We start from the raw sequence: 24,226 nt of genomic DNA, 5'->3' as shown, positions 1-24,226 counted from the left end.
CGAGCGTGGGAGGTCTGGAGCCTGTACCGAGTGAAACCACTGGTGTGCTGCGGACGGCGGTTCAGGTCGACGGTGAAACGGCGAGCTACCTGACCGTGCGGGAGGACGGGCCGTTAGTTCTACTGCTGCACGGAACATATTGGAGCCGCGTGTGGCTTCCCGTGCTCGGCCAGCTCGCGACGGCGGGACTGCGACCCGTCGCGGTCGACTTTCCCGGGCTCGGCCACTCGGGAGGCGAGCTCACGCCGAAAACGGCTACCGTCCCGGCCCTCGCGGCATGGGTCGTGCGATTCCTTTCGGCACTGGACATCTCCAGCCCGGTCGTCGTGGCGGGTCATGACATCGGCGGTGCCGTCGCCCAGCACCTCCTCGCGCACGATCGCCTGGAAATGTCGCGACTGGTCTTGGTCAACTCCGTCGCCTACGACTCCTGGCCTGCGCCACACGTAGCCCTGTTCCAGCACCCGGACACCACCCCTGACGACCTACTCGCCGCCCGACGACAGGCTGTGACAAGGGATTTGGCCGAGGCCGCCACCGAGCAGCGAATCGCGGACTATCTGGATCCGTGGACCGACCCGAGAGTTCGCCGTTCCTGGCTCGCGATGGTGCGGGCGGCCGACAGCCGATACACCCTCGATCTTGTTCCCGCACTGCGCGTTTCCACCGTGCCCAAGTTGTTGATCTGGGGCGAGGACGACCCCTTCGAGAAGGTGGAATACGCCGAGAAATTCGCCACCGAGATCCCGCATACCGCTTTGCGCCGCATCCCGCGGGCGGCGCACATCCCCACCGAGAACGCGCCTGACCAGATCGCCCGCGCCCTCGTCGATTTCGTGACGGCCTAGTGGTCACGTGGTCGGCGTCAGGTCCAGCGCGGGTCGCTGGATCCTCGGGGGACCAGGATGGGGTCGGTCCATCGCGGTGGGGTCTTGCTGAAGGTGACCGGTGGGGCGAGGGTGTGTAGTGCGCCGAGTGGGGTGGCGGCGTCGTATGCGGTCGGCTCTCGAAGTTGGTGCTGCTCATCGCTGTTGGCGTCGCCGGGGTCGACGAGGCCCAGTGTCTGGTACCACATGGCGGTGCGGGTGAGGTTGACCGTGACGTGCCAGCTACCACCCTCGGTGGCACGGCGCAGCAGCGCGGCGGTGGCCCCGGCGGCACCCAGATAGCCGGTGATGAAGTCGTTGATCATGCCGGTGGGCGGCAACTTCGGCCGCCCGGGTGTGCCTTCCAGGGCCATCAAACCTGAAGCGGCGGAACCGTTCATGTCGAATCCGCCGCGGTCGGCCCATGGGCCGGTCGATCCGTAGCAGGTCACCGACACGAGGATGATGCCCGGGTATTTTTCGGCGAGCTCGTGTGGGTCTAAGCCGAGCTTGTCGAGTGTGCCGCCGCGATGGTTGTTGACCACGATGTCGGCGTCGGCGAGCAACGCCGCCGCGCGCCCCCTGCCCCGTTCGGTGCTCATGTCGAGGTATGCGCTGCGCGAGCCGATGTTGGCTTCGTCGTAGATGAAGTCGTGCTCGTAGTCGTTGGGGCGGGTCGCGCACAAGACGTCCGCGCCTTGCTCAGCGAGCGTCCTGCCGACGACCGGGCCGGCGATGGCATGGGTGAACGACAGCACTCGCACCCCACCCAGCGGTCGATCTGACGGGTCGAATCGGCGCGGCGGGCCGCCGCCGATCCTGGTCAAGCCGATCACCGGCTGATCGGCCAGCAACGCGCCTTGCGGGTGGGCGAGCCATTCCCGCGGCGTGCGTGCCACACACAACGGGAGCCCGGCGACGTTCGCGGCTTCCTCGAGCTCGAAGGCGTTCCACTGCCCGATGGCCGCGGCGACTTTGCCGGGATCCGGTGGCACGTCCAGGAATCGGCACCAGCGGGCGGCCAAGTGTGGGTAGACGCCCGATGCCATGACCGTCCGTCCGTCGCGGGTGCGGTAGGAATCGAGCAGGAACGGGTTGTCGGCCACCAGCGGGTGGGGTGCCATCTCACCGGCCAGGGTCGGGTTCCAGAACGCGTTCGGCGTGATGCCGTGCACGGCTTGACGCAGATCCAGGTGCAGATCCTGCGCCTGCCCGGTGCGATGCCGCCACAGTGCCGCCGCGCCGACGGCTCCGGCCATCACCGGGATGCCGATGCAGGCGCCAAGCCGGTGGCGAGACGCGACGATCGGATCGCTGCCCGCGAAACTCACCAGGCCGCCCGCCGCGGCGTGCGACAAACCGACGTCGGCCAGCAGCCGGTCGAGGTGATCGAGCGGATCGAACGGTTCGGCGTTGCCCGCGGTCACAACGAATCTCCTTGGGAGCCAGTGGAAACGGGGTCGGACCTGGTGCCGGGACGCGTATATTCCCGGAGTAGCAGCGGAACCAGGCGAGCGCGCACGCTCTCGCGCGCCGATCCGGTCGCCGCGATTTCGGTCAGTGTCTGTGCGTCGCCACCCTCGCAGGCCGCCACCACCAACCGCACCAGGTCGCTGACCTCGATCGTGGGCACCCGATCGATGGCCGCCAACGCGTCAGCCAGCAGGTCGGCGAGTGCCGCGCGACTGCGTGTCTCGTGTTGGGCGAGCGCGGCAGCCACCTGGGGATGCCGAATCGCGTGCAACGTGAATTCCATCGAGATCAAGAACCATCGCCGCTGCTCGCCATGCGGTTCCGGCAGCCGAGGCGGATCCGAATCGACCAACTGTCCCGCCGACTCCGCCAACACTGCCCGCAGCCGTTCGAGCGTGGCCGCGTTGTGCCGATCGAACAACGCGAGGAACAGCGTCTCCTTATCGGGAAAGTTCGAGTAGAACGCCCCCTTGGTCAGCCCAGCGCGTGCGCAGATATCAGGAACGGAAGAAGCCCCGAACCCCTTCTCCGCGAACACTTCCTGCGCGGCGTCCAGCAAGGCCGCGACCGTCAACGGCCGACGCTTCGTCGGCGACTTGGGCACCGGGCCTCCTGGACATCGGTATCGGATACCGATCAGCATCCGATACCGAACGGTACTCGTTTCCGGGCTGTTCAGCAAGGTCGAGAAGCGACACGCCCCCGAATTCTGACGTCTCCCCAGATCCGGAGATGTGCGGAAGTCTTGCGTGGTCACCTCTGGGGTGTCGCATTGCGGTGATCGGCCCATTCGTACGTTCGACCAGATGCGGAGAACCTGACTATGAGCATGACCAGAAGCATTATCGGTACCACGGTCCTGGTGGCTGGTGCCGCCGCGATGGTGTCGGTCGCGTCCGGTTCGGCGGCCGCCGAACCGCGCGACTGCGCCCTGGATCGAGGACCCACCAGCGCGTCGGCACACTGCGGCGGCGACGGCACCTACATCCTCGAAGTGGATTGCTTCGGGCTGAATCTGGCAGGCGGCAGCCCGGTATTCGGGCCCTACTTCAAGTCGGTCACGGGATACGCCGATGGCGTCTCCCGCCCTGCGCGGGACTGCATGATGCCGCTCACGCTCGGCCAGGTCGGGATCGCGACAGATGTGCGGATCACCCAGGCCCCGACTCGGCCCAGCCTGCCGCCGAACGCGTACGAGTACGACCCCGGCCGCCGGTAGCGACCGCTGTCGATCGCGCACGGGTCGACATAGTGCACAGATGATTTCTCACGCTCGCCCATGGCGTCAACGCCGCTGAATGCTGTTTGCTTAGAACAGCTATCAGGGGATCGGCCGGATAACTGGGTGGGGGCCGTCGATTTCGTCCTATCGGCTCTCGGCTCGCCGGTAGTGTCCGGGCCACGGCGGGGGGAGTCGACGTGCACGCACACCTCGAAATCGAGGCGCGGCGAATCATCAATGCCTCGGGCAGCAAGGTGCGACGGGCGGTGGTAGCTGTCGCGATGGTGGCCGCGATGACCTCCGGGTGCGGTCTCACCATCGAGCGACTGCCACTGCCCAAGCCCGGCGTTTCCGGCGAAACCTACACGGTGCACGCCATTTTCGAGAATGTGGTGAACCTGCCGGACCAGGCGAAGGTGAAGATCGGCGGGTCCGATGTCGGCGTGGTCTCCAACATCGAGACCAAGAATTTTCAGGCGATCGTCGACCTGACCATCAGCAAGGACGTCGAGTTGCCCGCGGGCAGCACGGCCCAATTGCGGCAGGCGACGCCACTCGGTGACCTCTTCGTCGCGGTGACCAAACCGCAGGCCGAACCCGGCGCGAGCATGCTGCGTGACGGCGACACCCTGGGTTTGGACAAGACGTCGGCGGGCGCGACGGTCGAGCAGCTGCTGATCTCGGTTTCCCTGTTGTTCAACGGCGGTGGTGTCGCCAGTCTGAGCAAGCTGACCTCGGAGCTGGACGCCATCGTCGGTGGTCGCGACGGTGCGCTCGCGCATTTGATCACCGAAATGACCGGCGTAGTAGGCAGTTTGAACGACAACAGCGCGAAGGTCGACGGCGTGCTCAACGAGTTCAGCACGCTGGCCAACACCATCGAGGCCCGGCGCGGCGAGCTCGGCCAGATGGCCGACACGCTGCCGCGGATGATCGGCACCATCGCCGAAAACAACCGGGCCATCGCCGATCTGCTGACCAAGGTGTCCACCACCAGCGCCGCGCTCGGTGACTACGCCGACACCTCCGGCCAGCAACTGGGCAGCTTGCTCGACAACACCCACAAGTTGATGGACGCGCTGTCCGCGACCGGTGACAACCTCGGCATCCTGCTCGATCGGTTCCGGATCTTCCGGCCCAAGTTCGACGCGACCTTCCGCGGTAGCGGCTATGCCATTTTCTTCACCGCGTCCGCTCTCGACCTCAGCGCGCTGACCGACCCGCAGCACGGCGGATTGCTGGACCTGCGGGATCTTCAGGACTTTGCGGGCAGCCTGATCCAGGTGCTGCAGATCGTGCAGTCCCGGGTCCAGGGTGGCCGCTGAATCACCGAAACTTTGCCCATAATATTCGGGCAGAGTAAGTGAGGGCTTTTCTGCCCGGCCCACCTCGTCGAATATTAATGCGCCGGGTCGATCGGCAAACCCGGTCTTCCATTGTGGGAGAGCAGTATTCGATGCCGCTGAAAGGAAATGCCTTGTCGTTTAGAATGTTTACTGTCGCCGCCTGCGCCGCCGGGATGATGGCTTGCGGGCTCGGTGCCGGATCGGCCGCCGCTATCCCGTTGGAGCCGTATGTATCCGGGCCGGATCCGGTCGCTTCTCAGCCCGCTGTCGGCGGCCCGGTGGCAAGCGGTTCGTCCGGCACCGGCTCGTTCTGCCCGTCGCCGCAGCCTTACCCCGGCTCCTGCGGGTAAGTCGGCGCCGAGGACCTGCCGACTTCTCGGAAATTGCCATCGACTTCTCGGAAATTGCCTTTTGCCGCTACTCCTCGAAATCGCCACCCGCGTAGATGGTGGAGCCATGGACAAAGCAGAGCCGGGTACCGAACGGATCCTGGGCGTAGAACGAACGCTCGCCCCAGGCCTGTGCCTCGATGGACGCGTCGATGTGTGCTGGTTCGGCGCGACGAACCAGCTCCATCGTCTCTTCCAAGTCGTCCACCCCGAGATAGATGACGCGCGGGTCGTCGTCGATATGAAAATCGCCAGACTCCGGGCCGGGCTCGACGCAGGCGAGGATGACCTCGCCGCACCGGAAGTAATGCCGGTTCACCCACACCCGCTCGCCGGGAGTTTTCAGAATTGCCGAGTAGAACTTGGTCGCCGCCTCGATATCGTCGACCGGGATGACGATCCGGAAGATCCAGGGGGTTGGCATGGCGCGAATAGTACTCCCGGTGCGTTGCGGACGCGGCGAGATCGAGGGACAGCTGCGCCAGGATCCGGACCGAAGATATCGGCCCCAGCTGCGGATCGGCGGTGCGCGCTGGTTCTCCCCGCTGCCGCCGAATCCGCTCGTCCCGGCCGACTTGGCGGTGCGCGACGCCTGCATGCACCATCCAGGTATGCGTCCCCGACGCGACGCTGCTGCCCTCGAAAATCGAACGGGTGCGGTCGTTTCCGGTCTCGACCGAGCCGCGGACGGTCACGCTGTCCGCGCACGAACGGACCCACCGCGGGCCGCGATACGTGTATGACGTTGCGGTCAGCGACGACCGCGGCCGCGACGCCGGGCGCCAATCCCGTTGGCGGGCAGCTCGACCGGGACGAGCCGGTGGGTAAATTAGTAGTTCGATCTACTCCGGTGCGGTGAGCGTGGCGAGCAGGGTTTGCGCCGGGTCGTCGTCGAGGACGAGGTTTTCGAAGAACTCGGCCGCTTCGACGGCCATCTCGGTGCTGCGCGCGAACATGGCCAGCTCGTATTCGGTGATCGCCGTCTCGACGTCATCGGGGTGCGCGGCAAGGGCTTTGCCGAGTTCGGCGCCGTCGAGCATGGCCAGGTTGGCGCCTTCCCCGTTCGGCACCGTGAGGTGGGCGGCGTCGCCGACCAAGGTCACCCCGGGCACCCGGTCCCATTGCTGTCCGATCGGCAGCGCGTAGTGTGGCCGCCAGACCGGCGCGGTGTCGGCGTCGGTGATCAGCATGGTGAGTTCCGGAGCCCAGCCGTCGAATACCTCGGCGACTCGCGCCTTGGTCGCGGCGGCATCGGTGAAATCGATGGCCTCGAACCACGCCACCGGCTTGGGCAGCACCACATAGGTGTGCAGGGTGTCGCCCTTTTCCCGGTGCGCGTGGATCTGCGCGCCTTTGGTCGGCGTCATCAGCGACCCGCCGCCGACCGTTCTCGCGGCGACCGGGTGGCGGGTGTCGGCGTCGTACAGGTAGGTCTCGACAAACGACTGGCCGGCGTATTCGGGTGTGGCGGTGGACAGCAGCGGCCGGACCCGCGACCACGCGCCGTCGGCGCCGACCAGCAGGTTCGTCACGACGGTGCTGCCGTCGGCGAAGCTCACCTCGTAGCGGCCGTCGTCGAGGGCGCGAACACCGGTGGCCTTGTAGCCCCACCGGACGGTGCCGGCCGGGAGGGCGGCGAGCAGTAGCTGTCGCAGCTCGGCGCGCAGCACCTCGGGGCGTCCGCCGGTGCCGTCGTCGGCCTTGTCGAGCAGCACGGTGCCGTCGGGGTCGAGCACCCGGATCGCCTGGCGGCCGTCCAGGATGAGGTCACGGAACTCGTCCATCAGGTCGGCCGCCTCGACGGCGAGTTGTCCGTTGTAGTCGTGGATGTCGAGCATCCCGCCCTGCGCACGCGCCGTCGGGGACGGTTCCGCCTCGTAGACCGCGGCAGGAATGCCGTGCACGTGCAGAACGCGAGCCAGGGTGAGTCCGCCGAGTCCGGCGCCGATGATCGTTACTGAAGGGGTCATGCTGACGAGGTTGCTGGCCGGTCATTGCACCGGGCTTGCGTCCGGCTTGCACCGCCATGCGTGGGGTCCGCTGTGGTACAAGCCACCCGAGAGCGGCCGCTGCCGGTGACACCGAAATGTCCGGAACCCGTGGTACTTCGGGCTCCGGACAAGGGTCGGTGTGGGCTATTCGGGGTGCGGGAGGGCGCTGGTTCCGGTGTGCGACGACAGGGCGGCCAGCAGTTCCGCGAGCTCGGGGACGGAGTCGATGTGGCGCTGCTGCAACCGCGCGACCTTCGACTCGAAGTCGGGGTCGAGGTCGTCGGTGAGATCGTAGGACTCGAAGTTCTCGGCGAGGGGGAGTCCGAGTCGTACCGACGCGGTGTGCGCGGGGTGACTCAGGTAGGCCCAGTAGGCGTCGAGGTCCTCGAGGACGAAGGTGGCGCCCCAGTCGAAACCGGTGCCGTACTCGCGGCCGACGATGAACGACTTCACCTCGGGGATGCTGCCCTGTTCGTGCATGCTCACCAAGGCTGCCTCGGCCTGTTGCTCGGTGACGCCCGCGCGGAGCTTTATCCGGTTGCCGTGATAGATCATCGATTTCTCCTTCAGTGGTGGAACGGTTTTCAGTGGTGGGTCGCGAGGCGGCGGCGCTCGAGGACGGTGGCGACGGCATAGCCGCCACCGCCACCGAGGGTGAGCACCCAGAAGAGGCCGGGGTTGCCGAGCAGCAGCGCGCCGGTGGAGACCAGGGCGAGCCAGGTGCCGAGGCAGTAGTGCAGGACGTTGCGGCGCGCGGCGCCTTCGCCGAGGTAGAGCAGGCCGACGATGAGGCCGGCGCCGGTGGGCCAGAGCACGGTCTGCAGGTCGGATCTGTCCAGCAGCGAGGTGATTCCGGTGATGGCGAGGAAGAGGGCGGCGAAGGCGCTGGCCCAGGAGATGCCGAGCAACTTGCCGGACAGGATGTCCGAGCTTTCGGCGCCGCGTTGCGCGCGCAGCGCGGCCACCGTCGCGTAGACGGTGCCGACCGCGAGGCCGATACCGAGCAGCGTCATCGGCAACCAGCCGGGCAGGCTGACCAGCGGATCGGGGCCTTTGGACAGGGCGGCGGCGCCGTGTCCGAACACGTACGCGAGCGCGAAGCTGAGGTAGGTGGCGCGGTTGTCGACGTCGCCTGCGCGGCGGGTGGAGTGGGGCGGGGCGGAGAGGGCGATGGTGGCCATGGCTGAATTCCTCGGGGTGCGAACAGAACTGAACTGACGATGCGGCGGTGCCGGTCGGCTACGCGGTGATGACGACCTTGCCTGCCACCGTGCGGGACTCGGCGAGCGCGAGCGCCTGCGCGGCATCGGCCAGCGGGAACTGCGCGGCGATCTGCGGCGCGAGCACGCCGTCGGCCAGCAGCCGCAGCACCTGGATCAGGTCGTCGTGCAGACGGCCCCGGAAGGTGTTCAGCCTGCGCTTGCCCGCCCAGAAGTTGTAGAAGTGGGCGCTCTTGCCATTGGGCAGGTAGTTCCACAGCGCCAACCGCGCGAACGACTTCAGCACCGGCAGTTGGGAATTGCCGTCCTCGTCCTTCGTCGCCGCGGTGCCGTAGGAGACCAGCGTCCCGCCCTTGCGCAGCAGCGCCCAGGACTGCGCCAAGCCGGCGCCGCCGACATGGTCGAACACCGCGTCGACACCGCCGGGGGCGAGCTCCCGGATGCGCTGATACATGTCCGGGTCGCGGTAGTCGACCGGGATCGCGCCGAGCTCGCGGACCAACTCGTGATGGCGGGGCGAGGCCGTGCCGATCACCGTGATGCCCGCGTGCCTGGCCAGCTGCACGAGGGTGGAACCGACGCCGCCGTTGGCGCCGAACACCGCGATCGTGGCGCCGCTTGGCACCTTGGCCATCCGGTGCAGCATCTGCCATGCGGTGATTCCGTTGACCACCACCGTTTCCGCGGCGGCCGCGCTGACGCTGTCCGGGATGGGCACCAGGTCGGCGGCGTCGATCAGCAGGTGGCTGGCCCAGCCGCCGACCTTGACGACCGCGGCGTACCGGCGTCCGATCATCGCGGGATCCACCCCGGGGCCGACGGCGGTCACCGTGCCGACCACGTCGTAGCCGGGGACGAACGGGAAGGGCGGCTGGTCGTAGTACTTGCCGCGGCGCATCTGCTGCTCGGCGAAGGAGACGCCGGTCGCGTCCATCCGCAGGGCGGCCTGGCCCGTGCTGGGCGCGGCGAGGTCGCGGGTGCGGATCAGCAGGCCGTTCGCTTCGACCTTGCCCGGTAGCACGACTTCGGTGGTGACAGTGGTGGTGTTCATGACGTTCTCCGCGCTCAGTGGATGATTACACCTGTAACCATACGCACGTTAGCTTCGAAGATTCAAGGGGTTACACCGATAAGTTTTCAGGTGTAAGTTGACGGTATGGCAGACAACATCACCTCGTCTCCTGCTCGCGTGCGCAACCGTCGAGGAGAAGGCGCCCGGCTGCGCGACGACATCGTGGCCGCGGCCGTCGAGCTGCTCGACGAGACCGGCGACGAAAAGGCCGTCACCCTGCGGTCCGTCGCGCGCCGCGTCGGCATCGCCGCGCCCTCGATCTACCGGCACTTCCCGGACCAGCCGACCATCATGCTTGCCGTCGTGCAGCGGGCATTCGCCGAGCTCGAGGAGCATTTGAGTGCCGCATTGGCCGGGGCGGGCGACGAGCCGCGTGACAGGCTGTTCGTCTTCTGCCGCGCGTATCTGGACTTCGCCGAACTCCATCCCGAGCGCTATCGCACCATGTTCGGCGGGCTCTGGATGCCTGCGCTGGGCGAGACCACGCTGACCGAGGCCGATGTCGCCACCCTCGGCGACGCGACCATGGGCATGCTCACGGAGATCATGCAAGAGTGCGTCCGTGCGGGCGAGTCCACCAGCACCGATCTGTCCGTCGATGCCGTGGCGCTGTGGCTCGGGCTGCACGGGCTTGCTCACCAGCGCGCGTCGACGGTCGCCTTCCGGTGGCCGCCGGGTATCGCCGATCGCATGATCACGACGCTGGCCCACCTGACGGACGCGACCTAGTCGAAGATGCTAAAACGCCGAACTCTCTTGTATTGCAAGGGAGTTCGGCGTTCCTGGTTGGAATTCCGGGTTAGAAGAGGCCGCCGGTGTTGAAGCCGCCGCCGATATCGGCGAGGTCGCCGAATCCGCCGCCACCGCCGAACAGGTCTCCGCCGCCGAACTGGTCGCCCCCGCCCTTGCCGAACCAATCGAATCCGTCGCCGCCGCTGTCGCCGCCGAATAGGTCGCCGCCGCCGCCGAACAGGTCGCCGTTGTCGCCGCCGAAGAGGTCGCCGGTGTCGGAGGCGCTATTGCCGCCGCTGTCGCCGGGCCAGTCGAATCCGTTGCCGCCGTCGTCGCCGCCGAACAGGTCACCGTTGTCGCCGCCGAACAGATCGCCGGAGTCGGAGGCGCTATCGCCGCCGTTGTCGCCGAGCCAGTCGAATCCGTCGCCGCCGTCACTGCTGTCGCCGCCGGACATGTCGCCGTCGCCGGAAGAGTCGTCGCCGCCGCTGTCGCCGGGCCAGTCGAATCCGTTGCCATCGCCGGACGGGTCGCTGCTATCGCCGCCGTCGTCGTCGCCACCGGACATGTCGGTGCCGTCGGTGGTATCGCCCTCGCCGTCGCCGGACGAGTCGGTGCCGTCGCCGGGCTGGCTTTGCTGATCATCCCCGGAGTCCTGGTCCGGCTGACCCTGCGGTTTATTCGGTTGCCCGGGGCGATCTTTCGGATCGCCCTGCTGCGTGGTGCTATCGGACGGTTTGGTCTGGCCGCCCGGCTTCGTCGGCTTGCTCGGGTCGGCCGAATTACCCGGCTTTCCTTTCTTGTACATGCCGTTGAGCTGCCCGACCTCATTTTTGCTCAGCGGAGTCGGGCCGCCGTTGCACCGGTTGACCGAGCTGGCCATGATGCTGCAGCCGCTGTCGTTGTGATCGAGGCCGATCGAGTGCAGGAGTTCGTGTCCGGCGACCTCGGTGCGGTCGTCCTTGTCGTACCCGCGCGTCTTGGGATCGAGTTTGACGAACGGGCCGTTGTCCCACCCACCCATGCCCGCGACATCACCCGGGAACTGTTCGTTGGTGATTTTGATTGCGCCATTGCCCGTTCCGGGTTTGAAGACGACATTCAGGCCAGGTGTCGAGTTCAGGTGTTTGACCGCGTTCTCGATGCCCGCGTCTTTGACCGTATTGTTGTAATGAATGATCGCCCGGCCGTCCGAGTCGTAGCCCTGGATCTTCGCGCGGAAGCCGAAGCTCGGTGCCTGTGCCGCCGCGGTGGCGGTGGACGTCAGGGTGAGCGCGGCGGGCCCGAGCAGGGAGCCGGCGACCAGTGCGGCGAATAGTCGGGGAGAGCCATTTGCTGGCGACTTCTGGATTCGATGTTTTCCGCGATAGTTGCGACTGTTGGCAGCGGGCGGCATTGCGCGGAGACCTCCGTGGGGACTATAGATGAGATTTATGCCGAGCCTGAATAGCGGCTGATGCCGGCGGGCTATCAGTCGATTTTCATGAAGCGCGAGGTTCGCGCTTGCGGTTCGGCAGGGTCGACTGTACGTCGGAAACGGTTAATCGGCACAATGTGTAAGTCCGGCCTTAACTGTTGAAAACAAACCTTCAGGCAGGCGTTAATCCGGCGCAATTCCAGAACTTTTAAGTCTGGTTTGCAATATTTGTTAGTTGTCTTTGCGGAGCGGGTCATCGTCCAGGTGAGTGCTGGTGGCGCACCCCGTCGTTGGGGTGCTCGGACAGGCGATCGACGCGGCTCCGTGACGACGTCACCGCGCGGCTCGACCCGAGCGCGGTGGGTTCGTGATCGCCCGCGGAGGGCCGCGGCGTGCCCGCGCACGCGCCGAACGCCCTTTCCGACCGGCTCACCTTTTCCCCACTCGCCGACTGGGGTTTCACTGAGCCGACACGGCGGCTTAATCTCCGACCATCGGAAATTCATCCGCGAACAACGGCGCCACGCCGTCAAATGCGGTCTCTGAAAGTGGCGCGAGAGACAGGTAAGCCCATGAGCAGTTTCCGCAATATTCTTGCAACCATTTCCGCAGTGGCTGTCGGCGGTTTTTCGACGCTTGTTTTCTGTCCGATGATGGCGAACGCCGCCGATGACACGCCCTACTACTGGGACGTTCCGGTGCCGTCGCAGGCGCAGCGCGACATCATCGCCGGCGCCGGGATCGAAATGGTGCCCGCCGGTCCCGGCAAGGTGACAATCGCGGTCGACGAGTCGGGTGCCCAGGCACTGCGGGATAAGGGACTGAATCTGCAGAAGGGGGAACCGGTCTACAAGTCGTTACCCTCGGAGCAGCGATCCCTCGGCCCGACGTACTACGGCGGCTACCACACCTCGGCGGACATGCTCACCCATGCCAAGGACGTCGCGACCAAGTATCCCGGCATCGCCCAGGCGCACGATATCGGCAAGACCTGGCTCGCCGGAAGGGGCAGCGGCGGCCACACCATGGACGCCATCTGCCTGACCGGAATCGCGAAGAAGGCGACCGATCAGGAGAAGGTCGCGGCGAAAACAACACTCGCGCCGAGCGGCTGCGCGCTGTCGCCCACCTCGACCAAGCCGCGCTTCCTGTTGACCGCGCAGATCCACGCCCGCGAACTGGCCACCGGCGAAATAGCCTGGAAATGGATCGATTACCTCGCCAACGGTTACGGCACCGACGCCACCGCGACCTCGATCCTGGACACCACCGAGGTCTGGGTCGTCCCGGTGACCAACCCCGACGGCGTCGACGTGGTGGCCAGCGGCGGGAACCGCCCCAAGATGCAGCGCAAGAACGTCGACAACAGCGGAACCCCCTCGTCCTGCTCCGTCGTCGACGGCTCCGGCAACGGTCCCGGCATCGACCTGAACCGCAACTTCACCGTCCGCTGGGGCGGCGACTCCAGAAACCAGTGCTCGCAGACCTTCCAGGGGCCGCGCGCCGCCTCCGAGCCGGAAACCCAGAACATCCAGAAGCTGTACTCGAGCCTGTTCACCAACCAGCGCCCCGCGGGCAGCACCGATGTCCCCGATACCGCGAAAGGCGTAGTGATCGACCTGCATTCCTACGGCAATTACGGCATCATTCCGACCGCCGCGACACCGAAGAACCGGGAACAGTTGCGCACCTTGATCACCAACGTCGTACCGAGGGGATTCACCGTCGGCACCGATGAGGAAACCGTCGGCTACTCCACCTGGGGCACCACCGACGACCAGGCCCACGGCGCCCTCGGCCTGGCCAGCTTCACCATCGAAATCGGCCCGAACAGCGGCACCTGCGGCGGCTTCATGCCCCGCTACTCCTGCGTAGACAGCACCCTCTGGCCCCAAATGAAGAAGTCCTTCACCGCCGCCGCCCAAGCCGCCGGCGCCCCCTACAAACAGTCCCCGAACACCCCAACCAACTGATCCCCGCAAACGGGTGGTGGTGGCTGAATCCCAGCCCCCACCACCCGTTTTGCCGCCTCCGTCGCCGTCGATCTCGCTCTGTGCTCGAGCGCGCCACCCCAGCGCCGCTTACTGCTCCTGCTCGAGGTCGGCGATCGTGGCCGCCAGCCAGGCGCGGTCCGCGCGGCTGGTTGCTGCGGCAAGGGTGAGCATGCCTTTGCGGAAGCGGTCGGCCATGTCGACGGCGCGGAGGGGTTTGCTCGCGGAGTGAACCCGTGTCCTGGTGATCAGGGAGTTTCTGGCGCCCGATGGATCGGGTCGATCCAGTGCACGGTGTCGGGTTTCTCCACCGGTTCGATATCGAGGTTGACGACGACGGCTTCGCTGTCGCTGCGTACCAGCACGCATTCGAGGGGTTCGTCGGTGCTGGCGTTGATTTCCTGGTGCGGGACGTAGGGCGGTACGAAGATGAAATCGCCCGGTTCCGCCTCGGCGACGAACTCGAGTCGCTCGCCCCAGCGCATGCGCGCGCGGCCGCGCAGGACGTAGATCACGCTTTCCAGCTCGCCGTGATGGTGCGCGCCGGTTTTGGCGTTCGGGTGGATCGTGACGGTTCCCGCCCAGATCTTCTGCGCGCCGACGCGCGCCGCGTTGATCGCGGCCGCGCGGCTCATCCCTGGCGTCTGGGCGGTGTTCGAGTCGAGCTGGTCCGACTTGATGACGCGCACCCCGTTGTCCCGCCAAGCGTCGTCCGTAGACGAATTCGGCTGTGGTTCATTCGTTGCCACGGGTCGCCCTTTCGGTTCGTTCGAGCCCGAATTCTATCGCCGACGCAGCGCAGCCCGTCCACGTTGTGACACGCACCAGGCGCGACACGTTCGAGCGGTCAGCTGTCCCAAGGAATGCCGGATGGGTGGTTCGGGGTGCTGGCCGAGGGTTAGCGTCTGCCCACATCGCAGGAGTCACGAAGGGGCCGGAGGTGCCGCGTGGGCGATCGCATTACCCGTGGTGTGGCGACGGCCGCGCGATTCACGATCGCGGTTGTGGTCGGCACGATGCTGACGGGCACCGCGCGAGCGGAGCCGGCACCCGCCCCGGACGGCTCACACGTGCTCACCTTCGCCGAAGGCAGGGCGGGTATCGACATGACCGTCTATTCCGCGCTGATGGGCAGACCCGTGGTGGTGAAAGTGATTCGCGCACTAAATGATTCGAAACCCGCGCCCACGTTGTATCTACTCAACGGCGCGGACGGCGGCGTCGACCGCAACTGGGCCGACGCCACCGATGTCGCCGAGTTCTTCGCCGACAAGCAGGTCAACATCGTCATCCCGTTCGGCGGTGAGGGCAGCTACTTCACCGATTGGCACGCCGACGATCCCGCCCTCGGCAAGCAACGCTGGGCAACCTTCCTCACCCGCGAATTGCCCCCGATCATCGACGCCACGCTGAAAACGACCGGCGCCAATGCGATCGCGGGGATCTCGATGGCGGGAACCGCGGTCTTCCAACTGGCGTTGTCCGCGCCCGGGGTGTACCGCGCGATCGGTTCGTACAGCGGCTGCGTGCGCACCAGTGACGCGCGCGGCCAGGCGGTCGTCAACGCCGTGGTCGTCAGTCAGCAGGGCAACCCGGTGAACATGTGGGGCCCGCCGAGCGACCCGGCGTGGGCCGCCAACGATCCCTATCTGCACGCCGAAAAGCTGCGCGGCACCGCGATATACGTTGCCAGCGGCAATGGTCGGCCCGGACCGTTCGACACCGTCGACGGGGTCCACGGCGATCTACCGCAGCTGGCCTATCAGCTGCTGTTCGGCGCACCGCTGGAGGCCATCGCGAGCGTCTGCACCCGGCAGCTGCGGGATCGGTTACGGGACTTGAACATTCCCGCGACAGTCGACCTGCGCGACACCGGCACCCATTCGTGGGGGTATTGGCAGCAGGACCTGCACAACTCCTGGCCGATCTTCAGCGAGGCCCTGAATCGGTGAATGTGGTTGACCGGGTACATGAGTTGGGAGAGTCCAGATGACGGAGATCGGTACCCGCCTGCCCGGTGCATCGATGCAGGGCGGGTTCGGTGCGTGGCTCGCGTTCACCGGATGTCTCATCGCGGTATTCATGCAGATGATCGATGTGACCATCGTGAACACCGCATTGCCGAATCTCACTGCGGACCTGGCGGCTTCGCCATCGCAGCAGCTGCTGGTGGTGTCCGGTTACTCGCTGGCGTTCGCGTGCACGCTGCTCACCGCGGCGAGAATCGGCGCGATCTTCGGCCGCCGCGTCGTGTTCCTGGTCTCGGTGGTCGCGTTCACCGCGATGTCGGTGTGGTGCGGAATATCGACCAGTGCAACGGAACTGGTGATCGCCCGGATCTTTCAGGGAGCCGCAGGCGCGGGAATGGCCGCGCAGACCATCGCCATCCTCATCGCGAGTTTCCCGCCGAGTCGCCATCAGCTGATGTTCGCGCTGTACGGAGCGACCGCGGGCTTCGCGGGCATGCTGGGCCCGATCGTCGGCGGGGGACTGGTCACGGCCGATATCGCCGGTCTCGGTTGGCATTCGGTGTTCCTGATGAACCTGCCGGTCGGCATCCTCGCGTTCGTCCTCGGTGTCCGATACCTGCGCCTCGGCAAGCCGCCCCAACGCGACGGCCTTGATCTCGGCGGCGTAGCGCTGTCCACCGTGAGCTTGTTCGCGCTGCTCGCCGCGCTCGCGGACATCCAGCAGAACGGCTGGCGGCCAGCGCCTTTCGGGGTGATCGCCGCGGCGCTCGCGGTGGGGGCGGTGTTCATCGGTTACGAGCGCAGGCTGGGCCGGCGCGGTGGCAGCCCGCTGGTGCGCCTGGACCTGTTCGCCAATCGTGGATTCGCCCTGGGCGCCGGACTGGTGGCGAGCTTCTTCGGCCTATTCACCGCATTCGTCTTCACCGTATCGATCACGCTGCAGGACGAGCTGCATTTCTCTCCGCTGCGCACCGGCGTGGCTATGACACCGTTCGCACTCGGCGCGGGTGCGGGCGCGATCGCCTCGTTGTTCCTGGTAAAGCGTTGGGGGGTAAAGGTACTCGCGTTCGGCATCGCACTGTATGGGGGATTGGTGGCGGTGGGTGCGGTGTATCTGCACCTGACGAACGGGCAGGTGAATCTCGCACTCGCCCTTGGGCCGGTGTTTTTCGCCGGCCTCGGGGTCGGCCTGTTCGGCGTGCAACTGCAACCGCTGATGCTGGCGGGCCTGCGGGAGCGGCAGATGGCCGAGGCCTCGGGCCAATTGCCCACCATCGAGCAGATCGGCAATGCGGTCGGCCTGGCCCTGTTGAGCGTGGTGTTCTTCCGCGCGCACACCCTGGGCGGCAGCATCGTCATGTTCCTCGCCATCGCGATCTGCGCCATCGCCATGGCGGTCCCGACTCTCGCACTGCCCGACCCGGCGAAGCAGCTCAGGTGATCAAATGCGCACCACCGAGCGCGGACGGCATCGTTTCGCCCGCGGTCGGTCCGATGAGCAGCTGCTTGATGATCTTGCCGGTTTCCCCACGCGGCAGCGAAGGCAGGAAGGTGACGTCGCGCGGCACCGAGAAGCGACTCAACCGATGACGGATGTAAGACCGGATCATGTCCGAATCCAGGCCCGCCCCTTCGCGTTTCACCACGAACGCGGCAAGCCGCTGGCCGAATTCCTGATCCGGCACACCGACCACGGCGACCTCGCTGACCTGCGGCAGGTGCGCGAGCGCCTCCTCCACCGGCCGCGGAAAGACGTTCTCACCCCCGGAAATGATCATCTCGTCGTCCCGTCCCGCGATGAACAGCCGCCCCGCGACGTCGAGATAGCCGAGGTCGCCGGTGTCGAGCATCCCGTCGGACTCCGCGGGCGGTGCCGAGCTCACATACCCGTCGAACAGCATGTGGTTGCCGACGAAAATGTGCCCGGTGACGCCGACCGGCACCGGGCGCTGGTCCGGGCCCAGCACGGCGATTCTGGTGCCGAGCGGCGGCCTGCCCGCGGTGGTCGGCGCGGTCCGCAGATCGTCGGGCGTGGCGATGGTGGCCCAGGAGACCTCGGTGGAACCGTAGACGTTGTAAAGGATGTCGCCATAGGTATCCAGGAAACGCAGCACCGTCGCCCCCGCCAGCGGCGCACCGCAGCTGACCACCGCGCGCAGGCTCGACGTGTCGTAGCGAGCCCGCACCGCGGTGGGCAGATCGAGGATGCGGTTCACCATCGTCGGCACGACGATCATGCTGGCCACCCGATGCTCGGCGACGAGCCGCAGGCACTCCTCGGCGTCGAAACGCTCAGGCAGCACCACGGTCGCGCGCAGCGGCGTGCTGATCTGCAGACCGGCCAGCCCCCAGGTGTGGAACAGCGGGGCCGGGATGAGCATCGCTTGCTCCATCGGCAGCGGAATCCGGGAGAGCAGGGCCGCGATGGTCCCGAAGCCCTTGGGTTGCGGCCGGCGCGCGCCCTTCGGTGTGCCGCTGGTGCCGGAGGTCAACACGATCAGCCTGCCCGGTCGGTTCGGGCGCCGAAAGTGGCGCTCGCCCTGCGCGATCAGATCATCGATGGTGAGCCGGTGCGGCACCGGCGGGCGGCCGTCGGTGGTGAAGCGCGGCAGATCGGCGTGCAGGTAGTGGACCAGCTGCTCGAGGTCGCCGTCGACGAACAGCGCGGCAAGCCGGTGCCGCTGCACGATGTCCTCGATCTGCCGTCCGGACAGCCCCACGTTCAACAGTGCCACATCGACGCCGAGTTTCCCTGCGGCGACCATGCATTCGACCATCCCTGCGTGATTGCGGGAGAGTAATCCCACCGTGTCGCCGAAGCCGAGATCGAGCCCGGCCAGCGCGCCCGCCAGCGCGCTTGTCCGAGCGTGCATCTCGGCGAAGGTCCGGGTGCCGCAGTCGTCGACGACGGCGATCCGATCCGGTGCGTACGCGGCCGCCGCCGCATAGCCGCCGGCCAGGCTGAATCCCCATTTAGCAAGGGAGCGAGCCTGTTTGACGCCGGTCGCGACGCTCGCGGTCCGCCCGACACCGACGGTGACCATCTGTTTGGCCACGCTGACCTGCCGACGCAGCGGCGAATTCTCGGCATTGACCACCGTCGAGGTTCGCGCGCCACGGATAACGTCGACCGCCCGCCGCAGTCCTCGGTTCACCCACGACACCACGGCCGAGTTGGACTGCTCGGCGATCGCCGGATGCAACCGGCCGGGCGCGAACACGGTGACCACGACCTTCGTGCGCTCCTCGTCACCCCGCAGCCGCACCAACACGAAACTGCCGGTCCCCGGGCACTGTAACTCCACGCTCTCGTACCAGCGCTGCACGGTGAGCCGAAGCTGGTGGGTGCGAATGCCGGACTCGGCGGTGCCGATGCGCACATGCGCGATGCGGCTGTCCGGCCCGGCCTCCACGAGCTCGCAGCCGCCGATTCCGGCGAACAACCGCGGATAGGTCTGCGGTTCGAGGAGCAGATCCCACAGCGCTTTACGGGCGACCGGGAAGTCCGCACTCACATCGATGACATCGGTAACCAACTCACGCACTTCTCGTCGGCCGGTTCGAACAGCTCGGGGCCGGCGGGTGCCCCTTGATCCGCGGGTCACCCGTGTGGCCGATGCGTCAGCGGACCGGCAACCTGCTATCGACCCCAGTATGGGGCGCGATGGCGGAGATGCTGACCATTTACCTCGACATTGTGTGCTGTCCAATGACGGGCTGACCTGGATGTGAGTCTGACCAATTCGCCACGGAGCCGAGCTTTTGTGATCTTCGCGGCATACGGTCGGCCGAAACCCCTGGTCGTGCTCGGAGGTGTGGGTGAGCGTCGGGGATAGACGGACGAGTGCCCGGGTGGCCGCGGTGATCGGTGCGGCGGTACTGGTGTGCTCCGGCGGGGTCGCCTTCGCCGACCCGGACGCCGCAACGCTTGCGTCGCCGGATGGTTCGCGGCTGGTCAGCACGGAGCAAGGACCAGGACGGGTCCTCGATCTGGCGGTGTACTCGGCGGCCATGGGGCGGACGATATCGGTCGAAGTGCTGCCGGCGGCGGATGATTCGCGACCAGCACCGACCCTGTACCTACTCAACGGGATCAACGGCGGTACCGACACCGGTGACTGGCGCACCGGTGACAACTGGTTCACCAAGACCGACGCCGCGCGCTTCTTCGCCGATCAGCAGGTCACCGTGGTCATGCCGGTAGGTGGTGGCGGCACCCTCTTCGCCGACTGGCGAGCCGACGATCCGGTGCTCGGCAGGCAACGGTGGTCCACCTTTCTCACCGCCGAACTCCCCGCGATCATCGACGCTGCCTTTCGCGGCACCGGCGTGAATGCCATTGCGGGACCGTCGATGGCGAGCTCCGCGGTGTTCCGCCTAGCCCTCGCCGCACCGCGGCGGTATCGCGCGATCGGCTCCTACAGCGGCTGCGTGCGCACCAGCGACCCGGCCGGGCAGGCGATGGTCGACGCCATGGTGCTCGGCCGGCGCGGCAATCCGCTGAACCTGTGGGGCCCGCCCACCGACCCGGCCTGGGCCGCCAACGACCCCTATCTGCACGCCGACCGGTTGCGCGGCACCACCATCTACGTCTCCACCGGCACCGGGCAGGCCGGGCCGCTCGACACCCTGGACGGTCCCGGCATCAACGCGAATCCGCTGAAACTCCTCGATCAGCTGACCGTCGGGGGAGCGTTGGACGCCATCACCGCGGCCTGCACCGCGCAGTTACGAGAACGGCTGCGGGAGTTGAACATTCCCGCGACCTTCAGCCCACGGATCGCCGGCACCCATTCCTGGGGATACTGGCAGCAGGACCTGCACAACTCTTGGCCGCTGTTCCGTACCGCGCTCGGTGACTGAGGCGCAACGGATTACGGCTCAAGCACCGGCGCGCCAGCGCGCGACCACCTGCCCGACCTCGGTGGCCGGGGGTTCACGGTAGAGCCACTCCCTGGCGATCCGGTGCCAGTTGTTGGTGGTGTCCAGCTGGCCGAGTGCGGCGAAGGTGAACAGGTCGGCCCGGCGGGAGAACACGTGCTCGGCGGGCAGTCGCTGCTTGCGCATGCCACGGAATTCGGCGGTGCGCGGGTCGATGGCGAGAATCAGTGCGCCGGTGGCCAATTCGGGGGTGATGGTGATCTCTTCGTCGCCGAGGTGCCAGCCCGCGGCGGCCCAGACGTATTCCAGGCATTCCGCCGCGTCGACGCCGGAATCGGGATCCATGATCTCGTGCCGGACCCACATCTCGTACAGATCGTCGGCGCGGTACTCGCTCGCGGCTTGCAGGCAGGCCCGCTCGAGTTCGACATGCACCGGGTCCATGCTGTGGTAAAGCCCGAAATCCACGAAACCGAGCCTGCCGTCGCCGGCGAGGATGATGTTGCCGGGGTGCGGGTCACCGCAGAATTCGAAGTCGGTGAACAGGGAACTGATGTAGAAGCGATAGATCAGCTCGCCGATCCGATTGCGATCCGCGCTCGGCAACCCCCGGATCTGTTGATACGGTTGACCTTCGAGGAACTCGGTCACCAGAACGTGTGGCCCGCACAGCTCTTCGACGCTGTCCGGCACCGTGACGAACGGATGACCGCGATAGCGCGCGGCGACCCGATGCTGGGTGCGCGCTTCGCGCACGTAGTCGAGTTCGCTGCCGATATTGCGCGCGATCTCGTCGAGCACATCCGCGTCGGCCGCGCTCGGCAGCATGGACTTCCACAGCCTGCTGAACATCGCCAGGTTCCGCATATCCGCTTCGACGGCGTCGTCCACGCCCGGGTACTTCACCTTGACCGCGACCGCACGCCCGTCGTGCAGCCTGGCCCGATAGACCTGACCGATCGAGGCCGCGGCGATCGCGGTCTCGTCGAAGTCGGCGAAGACGCGTGCCATCGGCCCGAGGTCGTCCTCCAGCACCGCTCGCATGGCCGGGAACGCCACGACCGGCGCCTGATCGCGCAGCTCGGCGAGCTTGACCCGGAACATCTCCCGGTGTGCCTCGGGCAGCAGGTCGACGTCGAGCACCGACAGCATCTGGCCCAGCTTCATCGCCGCGCCCTTGAGTCCGCCGAGCACGGTGACAAGTTGTTGTGCCGCTTGCAAAGTCGACCGTTCGGACAGTCGCTGCCTGGCCTGCTCGGTGCGCCCGATCATCGACAGCCGGGTGCCGACCCCGCGCACCGCCTGCCCCGCGGCCAGGCGGCCGATCTTGCTGCCGCGCGCGAGGCGACCCCTCGGTACTCGATCGCCCACTGTCGCACCTCCATTGGCCAACGTGCCCGCATGACGCGGTGGCATCCACTCTTGCATACTCGACACCCGGACTAAACTGAGCAAAGCTCATTTTCGAGCACGAGCAGGCAGGAGTAGCCGATGCCGCCGAAAGCCGCGGGGGAGCGCCGTCGTCCGACCCAGGAACGGGCCAAGGCGACCCGCGAACACATCCTGGACACCGCCGCGAAACTGTTCGGTGAACGCGGCATCGCCGACACCTCGACGAACCGGATCGCGACGGCGGCCGGGGTGAGCATCGGCACCGTCTACCGATATTTCACCGACCGCTCGGTCATGGTCGAAGAACTGCTCCGGCGCTTGCTCGAGAACGTCGAGCGCCGGTTCTCCCAGCGGGTATTCGGCCTCGGGGAGAAGCCGAGTGAGGATGTGATCACCGGGATCCTGGAGGTCATCGCCGACGAACTGGTGGAAAACGCGCTGCTGGTGCGTGCGCTGGTCGCCGGGGTGCAGTTCTACAACAGCGGTATCCCCGAGTTCGAACCGCGGCTGCGGCTGCTGGTGAAGGTGCTGGTGATCCAATTGCTCGGTCCCGGCGACGATCACGAGTACGACGTGATGACGTTCGTGCTGATCAATACCGGTTTCGCGGCGGTGCTCCGTGCTTCGGCGCTGGAGGTGGACAGCAAGGAGCGCGCGGAGTCCATCCGGATGACGGCGCGGATGATGGCGGCCTGGGTCGACGCCGAACTCGCGGCCGTCAAAAAGTGAGCACCTCGCTATGTACTACCGCGCGGGCCACAACTTGACCCTGCCGCTGATCCGCTGATTTGCCTGGTAACCGGCCGCGAGCGCGGCCGCCATCGGTCGGGCAAAGAGGAGTAGAAGGTGAGCTCCCACTCGGTTTACCGTTATTGCCAAGAGCAATAAACCGGTAACAGCGATGTTCTCGGCGTGGCCGCGGCTCAGCTACTTGCCGCCGACGCCGCAGTCGCTGCGGTGTACGGAGATAAGGAGGCCACCGGTGACGATCGAAAGTCTCGACCGACCCGAGCTCGGTGTACTCGGGCGACAGATCGCCTTGTCGGCGCGCGAGATCGACGCGCTGGCGCGCACCGCCATCGACCACGTCGCGGCGGCCAGGCCGTTGTCCGGGGGCGCGCTGCACGGCGAGGTGCGCATCGTGGTGCGCATCTGCCTCGACTGGCTGATCCAGCGGTTGAACGGCGAGCCGGTCGATGCGGCCACCGCGGGCCTCGAGGCCGCCGCGGCAGGCTGCGCCGGTGCCGGAATCCCGATCGATACGGTGCTGCACGCTGTCAACGAGGGGTTCAAGGTCGGCCTCGACCTGATGGCACATCCCCGGCCCGCGGACACGCTCGGCGTCGTCACGGGCATCGGCCGGGTGGTCGAGCTGTCCAAGCTGGTCACCGCCGCGGTAAGCAAGGCTTACGTCCGGGAGTACAAGGCCGACGTCGCCGAACATCAGACCGCGACACACAACTTGACCTCGGCCTTGCTCGGCGGTCAGCCCGCCGCGCGGGAATTGCTGTTCGCCGCAGAGTATTTCGTCCTTGCCATCGCGCTGCCCGAGCATCCCGACGAACGCCGCCCCGGGCTCGATCGGCAGGTCGTCGCCCGGCGCAAACTGCGCCGCCTGCAATCCGCGCTCGCGACGCAGCTCGGCGGCGAGGCGCTGTCGCTGCTCTCCGTCGACGGGGGCACGGTGCTCGTGCCGAGCACCGCGCGGACCGATGCCGAACTCGACGGGCTGGTGCGGGCGTTGGCGGACGCGGCGCGCGTACCGATCACGGCCACGGTGGTCACCGCACGGCCGGACGAGGTGCCGGGTGCGGCCCGGCAGGCCCACGAACTCCTCGATACCGCACAACGGATGGGACTCGAGCCCGGTGTGCACCGGTTCGCCGAACTCGCGCTGGTACACCAGCTGAGCCGCCCCGGGATCGCTCGTGAGCTACTCGGCAACCATCTCACGCCGCTGGACGCGCACCCCGAGCTGTGCGAGACCCTGCGGATCTACATCGACACCGACCTGAGCAGGCTGCGCTCGGCCGAACACCTTGGCGTGCATCCGAATACGGTCGACTACCGGCTGCGCCGGATCGGTGAGCTCACCGGCTTCGATCCGGCCAGAGCCAATGGATTGTGGTACCTGCGTTCGGCATTGATCGCACGGATGGGTGGCGTGCGGAATTCGGCATAGGCAACTGTGCCAAGGCGACCGGCCCGATAGCTGTGAGGTATCCAGTTCCACGCCGAAGACGCGTTGACCGCACCACGTGACC

General features: G+C 66.9%; 21 protein-coding genes. 10 read left to right on the top strand and 11 right to left on the bottom strand.

Annotated features, from left to right (window positions below):
- The first annotated feature begins 44 nt into the window (after positions 1-44).
- On the top strand, positions 45-848 hold the full coding sequence (locus ACIBCN_RS05200; protein WP_396990230.1) for an alpha/beta fold hydrolase: 804 nt from the start codon (positions 45-47) through the stop codon (positions 846-848).
- A gap of 17 nt (positions 849-865) precedes the next feature.
- On the opposite strand, the gene ACIBCN_RS05195 is transcribed toward ACIBCN_RS05200, so the two are convergent.
- A complete protein-coding gene (locus ACIBCN_RS05195) occupies positions 866-2,293 on the bottom strand; it encodes a CoA transferase (protein WP_396990229.1) in 1,428 nt (475 codons plus the stop codon).
- Positions 2,290-2,943 (bottom strand): TetR/AcrR family transcriptional regulator, encoded by a 654-nt coding sequence (locus ACIBCN_RS05190; protein WP_396990228.1) that lies wholly within the window; start codon positions 2,941-2,943, stop codon positions 2,290-2,292. Before ACIBCN_RS05190 ends, ACIBCN_RS05195 begins: the two co-directional genes overlap by 4 nt.
- A gap of 225 nt (positions 2,944-3,168) precedes the next feature.
- On the opposite strand from ACIBCN_RS05190, the gene ACIBCN_RS05185 reads away from it, so the two are divergent.
- Together ACIBCN_RS05185 and ACIBCN_RS05180 are read left to right on the top strand one after the other, a co-directional pair.
- Complete coding sequence (locus ACIBCN_RS05185) at positions 3,169-3,558, top strand: hypothetical protein (protein ID WP_396990227.1); 390 nt, start codon at positions 3,169-3,171, stop codon at positions 3,556-3,558.
- Between the two features lie 200 nt (positions 3,559-3,758).
- On the top strand, positions 3,759-4,886 hold the full coding sequence (locus tag ACIBCN_RS05180; RefSeq protein WP_396990226.1) for an MCE family protein: 1,128 nt from the start codon (positions 3,759-3,761) through the stop codon (positions 4,884-4,886).
- Between the two features lie 438 nt (positions 4,887-5,324).
- Here ACIBCN_RS05180 and ACIBCN_RS05175 read toward each other — a convergent pair whose 3' ends face one another.
- The 5 genes from ACIBCN_RS05175 to ACIBCN_RS05155 all read right to left on the bottom strand — a co-directional run bounded on the left by ACIBCN_RS05175 (position 5,325) and on the right by ACIBCN_RS05155 (position 9,558).
- Positions 5,325-5,720, bottom strand: a complete 396-nt coding sequence (locus tag ACIBCN_RS05175; protein WP_396990225.1) for a VOC family protein — start codon at positions 5,718-5,720, stop codon at positions 5,325-5,327.
- A gap of 418 nt (positions 5,721-6,138) precedes the next feature.
- Positions 6,139-7,266 (bottom strand): FAD-dependent oxidoreductase, encoded by a 1,128-nt coding sequence (locus tag ACIBCN_RS05170; RefSeq protein ID WP_396990224.1) that lies wholly within the window; start codon positions 7,264-7,266, stop codon positions 6,139-6,141.
- A 165-nt stretch (positions 7,267-7,431) separates the two neighbouring features.
- Complete coding sequence (locus tag ACIBCN_RS05165) at positions 7,432-7,842, bottom strand: Dabb family protein (protein ID WP_396990223.1); 411 nt, start codon at positions 7,840-7,842, stop codon at positions 7,432-7,434.
- Positions 7,843-7,871: 29 nt separating this feature from the next.
- Positions 7,872-8,468 (bottom strand): ABC transporter permease, encoded by a 597-nt coding sequence (locus ACIBCN_RS05160; protein ID WP_396990222.1) that lies wholly within the window; start codon positions 8,466-8,468, stop codon positions 7,872-7,874.
- A 58-nt stretch (positions 8,469-8,526) separates the two neighbouring features.
- On the bottom strand, positions 8,527-9,558 hold the full coding sequence (locus tag ACIBCN_RS05155; RefSeq protein WP_396990221.1) for a medium chain dehydrogenase/reductase family protein: 1,032 nt from the start codon (positions 9,556-9,558) through the stop codon (positions 8,527-8,529).
- Between the two features lie 105 nt (positions 9,559-9,663).
- On the opposite strand from ACIBCN_RS05155, the gene ACIBCN_RS05150 reads away from it, so the two are divergent.
- Positions 9,664-10,308 carry a TetR/AcrR family transcriptional regulator gene (locus ACIBCN_RS05150; protein ID WP_396990220.1) on the top strand — a complete coding sequence of 215 codons (645 nt, stop codon included), beginning with the start codon at positions 9,664-9,666 and terminating at the stop codon, positions 10,306-10,308.
- Positions 10,309-10,378: 70 nt separating this feature from the next.
- Here ACIBCN_RS05150 and ACIBCN_RS05145 read toward each other — a convergent pair whose 3' ends face one another.
- A complete protein-coding gene (locus ACIBCN_RS05145) occupies positions 10,379-11,707 on the bottom strand; it encodes a hypothetical protein (RefSeq protein ID WP_396990219.1) in 1,329 nt (442 codons plus the stop codon).
- Positions 11,708-12,378: 671 nt separating this feature from the next.
- Between ACIBCN_RS05145 and ACIBCN_RS05140 the strand changes: the two genes are divergently transcribed.
- Complete coding sequence (locus tag ACIBCN_RS05140; RefSeq protein ID WP_396990218.1) at positions 12,379-13,701, top strand: M14 family zinc carboxypeptidase; 1,323 nt, start codon at positions 12,379-12,381, stop codon at positions 13,699-13,701.
- Between the two features lie 266 nt (positions 13,702-13,967).
- Here the strand turns inward: ACIBCN_RS05140 and ACIBCN_RS05135 are convergent, their stop codons facing one another.
- The gene (locus ACIBCN_RS05135; protein ID WP_396990217.1) at positions 13,968-14,468 is read right to left on the bottom strand and encodes a cupin domain-containing protein; all 501 of its coding nucleotides are present in this window, start codon (positions 14,466-14,468) and stop codon (positions 13,968-13,970) included.
- A 198-nt stretch (positions 14,469-14,666) separates the two neighbouring features.
- Here ACIBCN_RS05135 and ACIBCN_RS05130 point away from each other — a divergent pair, with 198 nt between their 5' ends.
- Both ACIBCN_RS05130 and ACIBCN_RS05125 read left to right on the top strand, forming a co-directional pair.
- Positions 14,667-15,671, top strand: a complete 1,005-nt coding sequence (locus tag ACIBCN_RS05130) for an alpha/beta hydrolase (protein ID WP_396990216.1) — start codon at positions 14,667-14,669, stop codon at positions 15,669-15,671.
- A 37-nt stretch (positions 15,672-15,708) separates the two neighbouring features.
- Positions 15,709-17,130, top strand: a complete 1,422-nt coding sequence (locus ACIBCN_RS05125; RefSeq protein WP_396990215.1) for an MFS transporter — start codon at positions 15,709-15,711, stop codon at positions 17,128-17,130.
- Here the strand turns inward: ACIBCN_RS05125 and ACIBCN_RS05120 are convergent.
- A complete protein-coding gene (locus ACIBCN_RS05120) occupies positions 17,123-19,225 on the bottom strand; it encodes an AMP-binding protein (RefSeq protein ID WP_396991136.1) in 2,103 nt (700 codons plus the stop codon). The genes ACIBCN_RS05125 and ACIBCN_RS05120 overlap by 8 nt on opposite strands.
- A gap of 283 nt (positions 19,226-19,508) precedes the next feature.
- On the opposite strand from ACIBCN_RS05120, the gene ACIBCN_RS05115 reads away from it, so the two are divergent.
- Positions 19,509-20,552, top strand: a complete 1,044-nt coding sequence (locus ACIBCN_RS05115) for an alpha/beta hydrolase (protein WP_396990214.1) — start codon at positions 19,509-19,511, stop codon at positions 20,550-20,552.
- Between the two features lie 18 nt (positions 20,553-20,570).
- Here ACIBCN_RS05115 and ACIBCN_RS05110 read toward each other — a convergent pair whose 3' ends face one another.
- A complete protein-coding gene (locus ACIBCN_RS05110) occupies positions 20,571-21,941 on the bottom strand; it encodes an ABC1 kinase family protein (RefSeq protein WP_396990213.1) in 1,371 nt (456 codons plus the stop codon).
- A gap of 120 nt (positions 21,942-22,061) precedes the next feature.
- On the opposite strand from ACIBCN_RS05110, the gene ACIBCN_RS05105 reads away from it, so the two are divergent.
- Both ACIBCN_RS05105 and ACIBCN_RS05100 read left to right on the top strand, forming a co-directional pair.
- On the top strand, positions 22,062-22,691 hold the full coding sequence (locus tag ACIBCN_RS05105) for a TetR/AcrR family transcriptional regulator (protein ID WP_396990212.1): 630 nt from the start codon (positions 22,062-22,064) through the stop codon (positions 22,689-22,691).
- A 253-nt stretch (positions 22,692-22,944) separates the two neighbouring features.
- Entirely contained in the window at positions 22,945-24,144 is a 1,200-nt protein-coding gene (locus ACIBCN_RS05100) for a PucR family transcriptional regulator (protein ID WP_396990211.1), read from the top strand.
- The last annotated feature ends 82 nt before the right edge of the window (positions 24,145-24,226 follow it).

It is taken from the genome of Nocardia sp. NPDC051052 (assembly GCF_044456045.1).
GTDB lineage: Bacteria > Actinomycetota > Actinomycetes > Mycobacteriales > Mycobacteriaceae > Nocardia.
The sequence above is the reverse complement of the archived record's forward strand: the minus strand, read 5'-3'. Positions and strand labels throughout refer to the sequence as shown.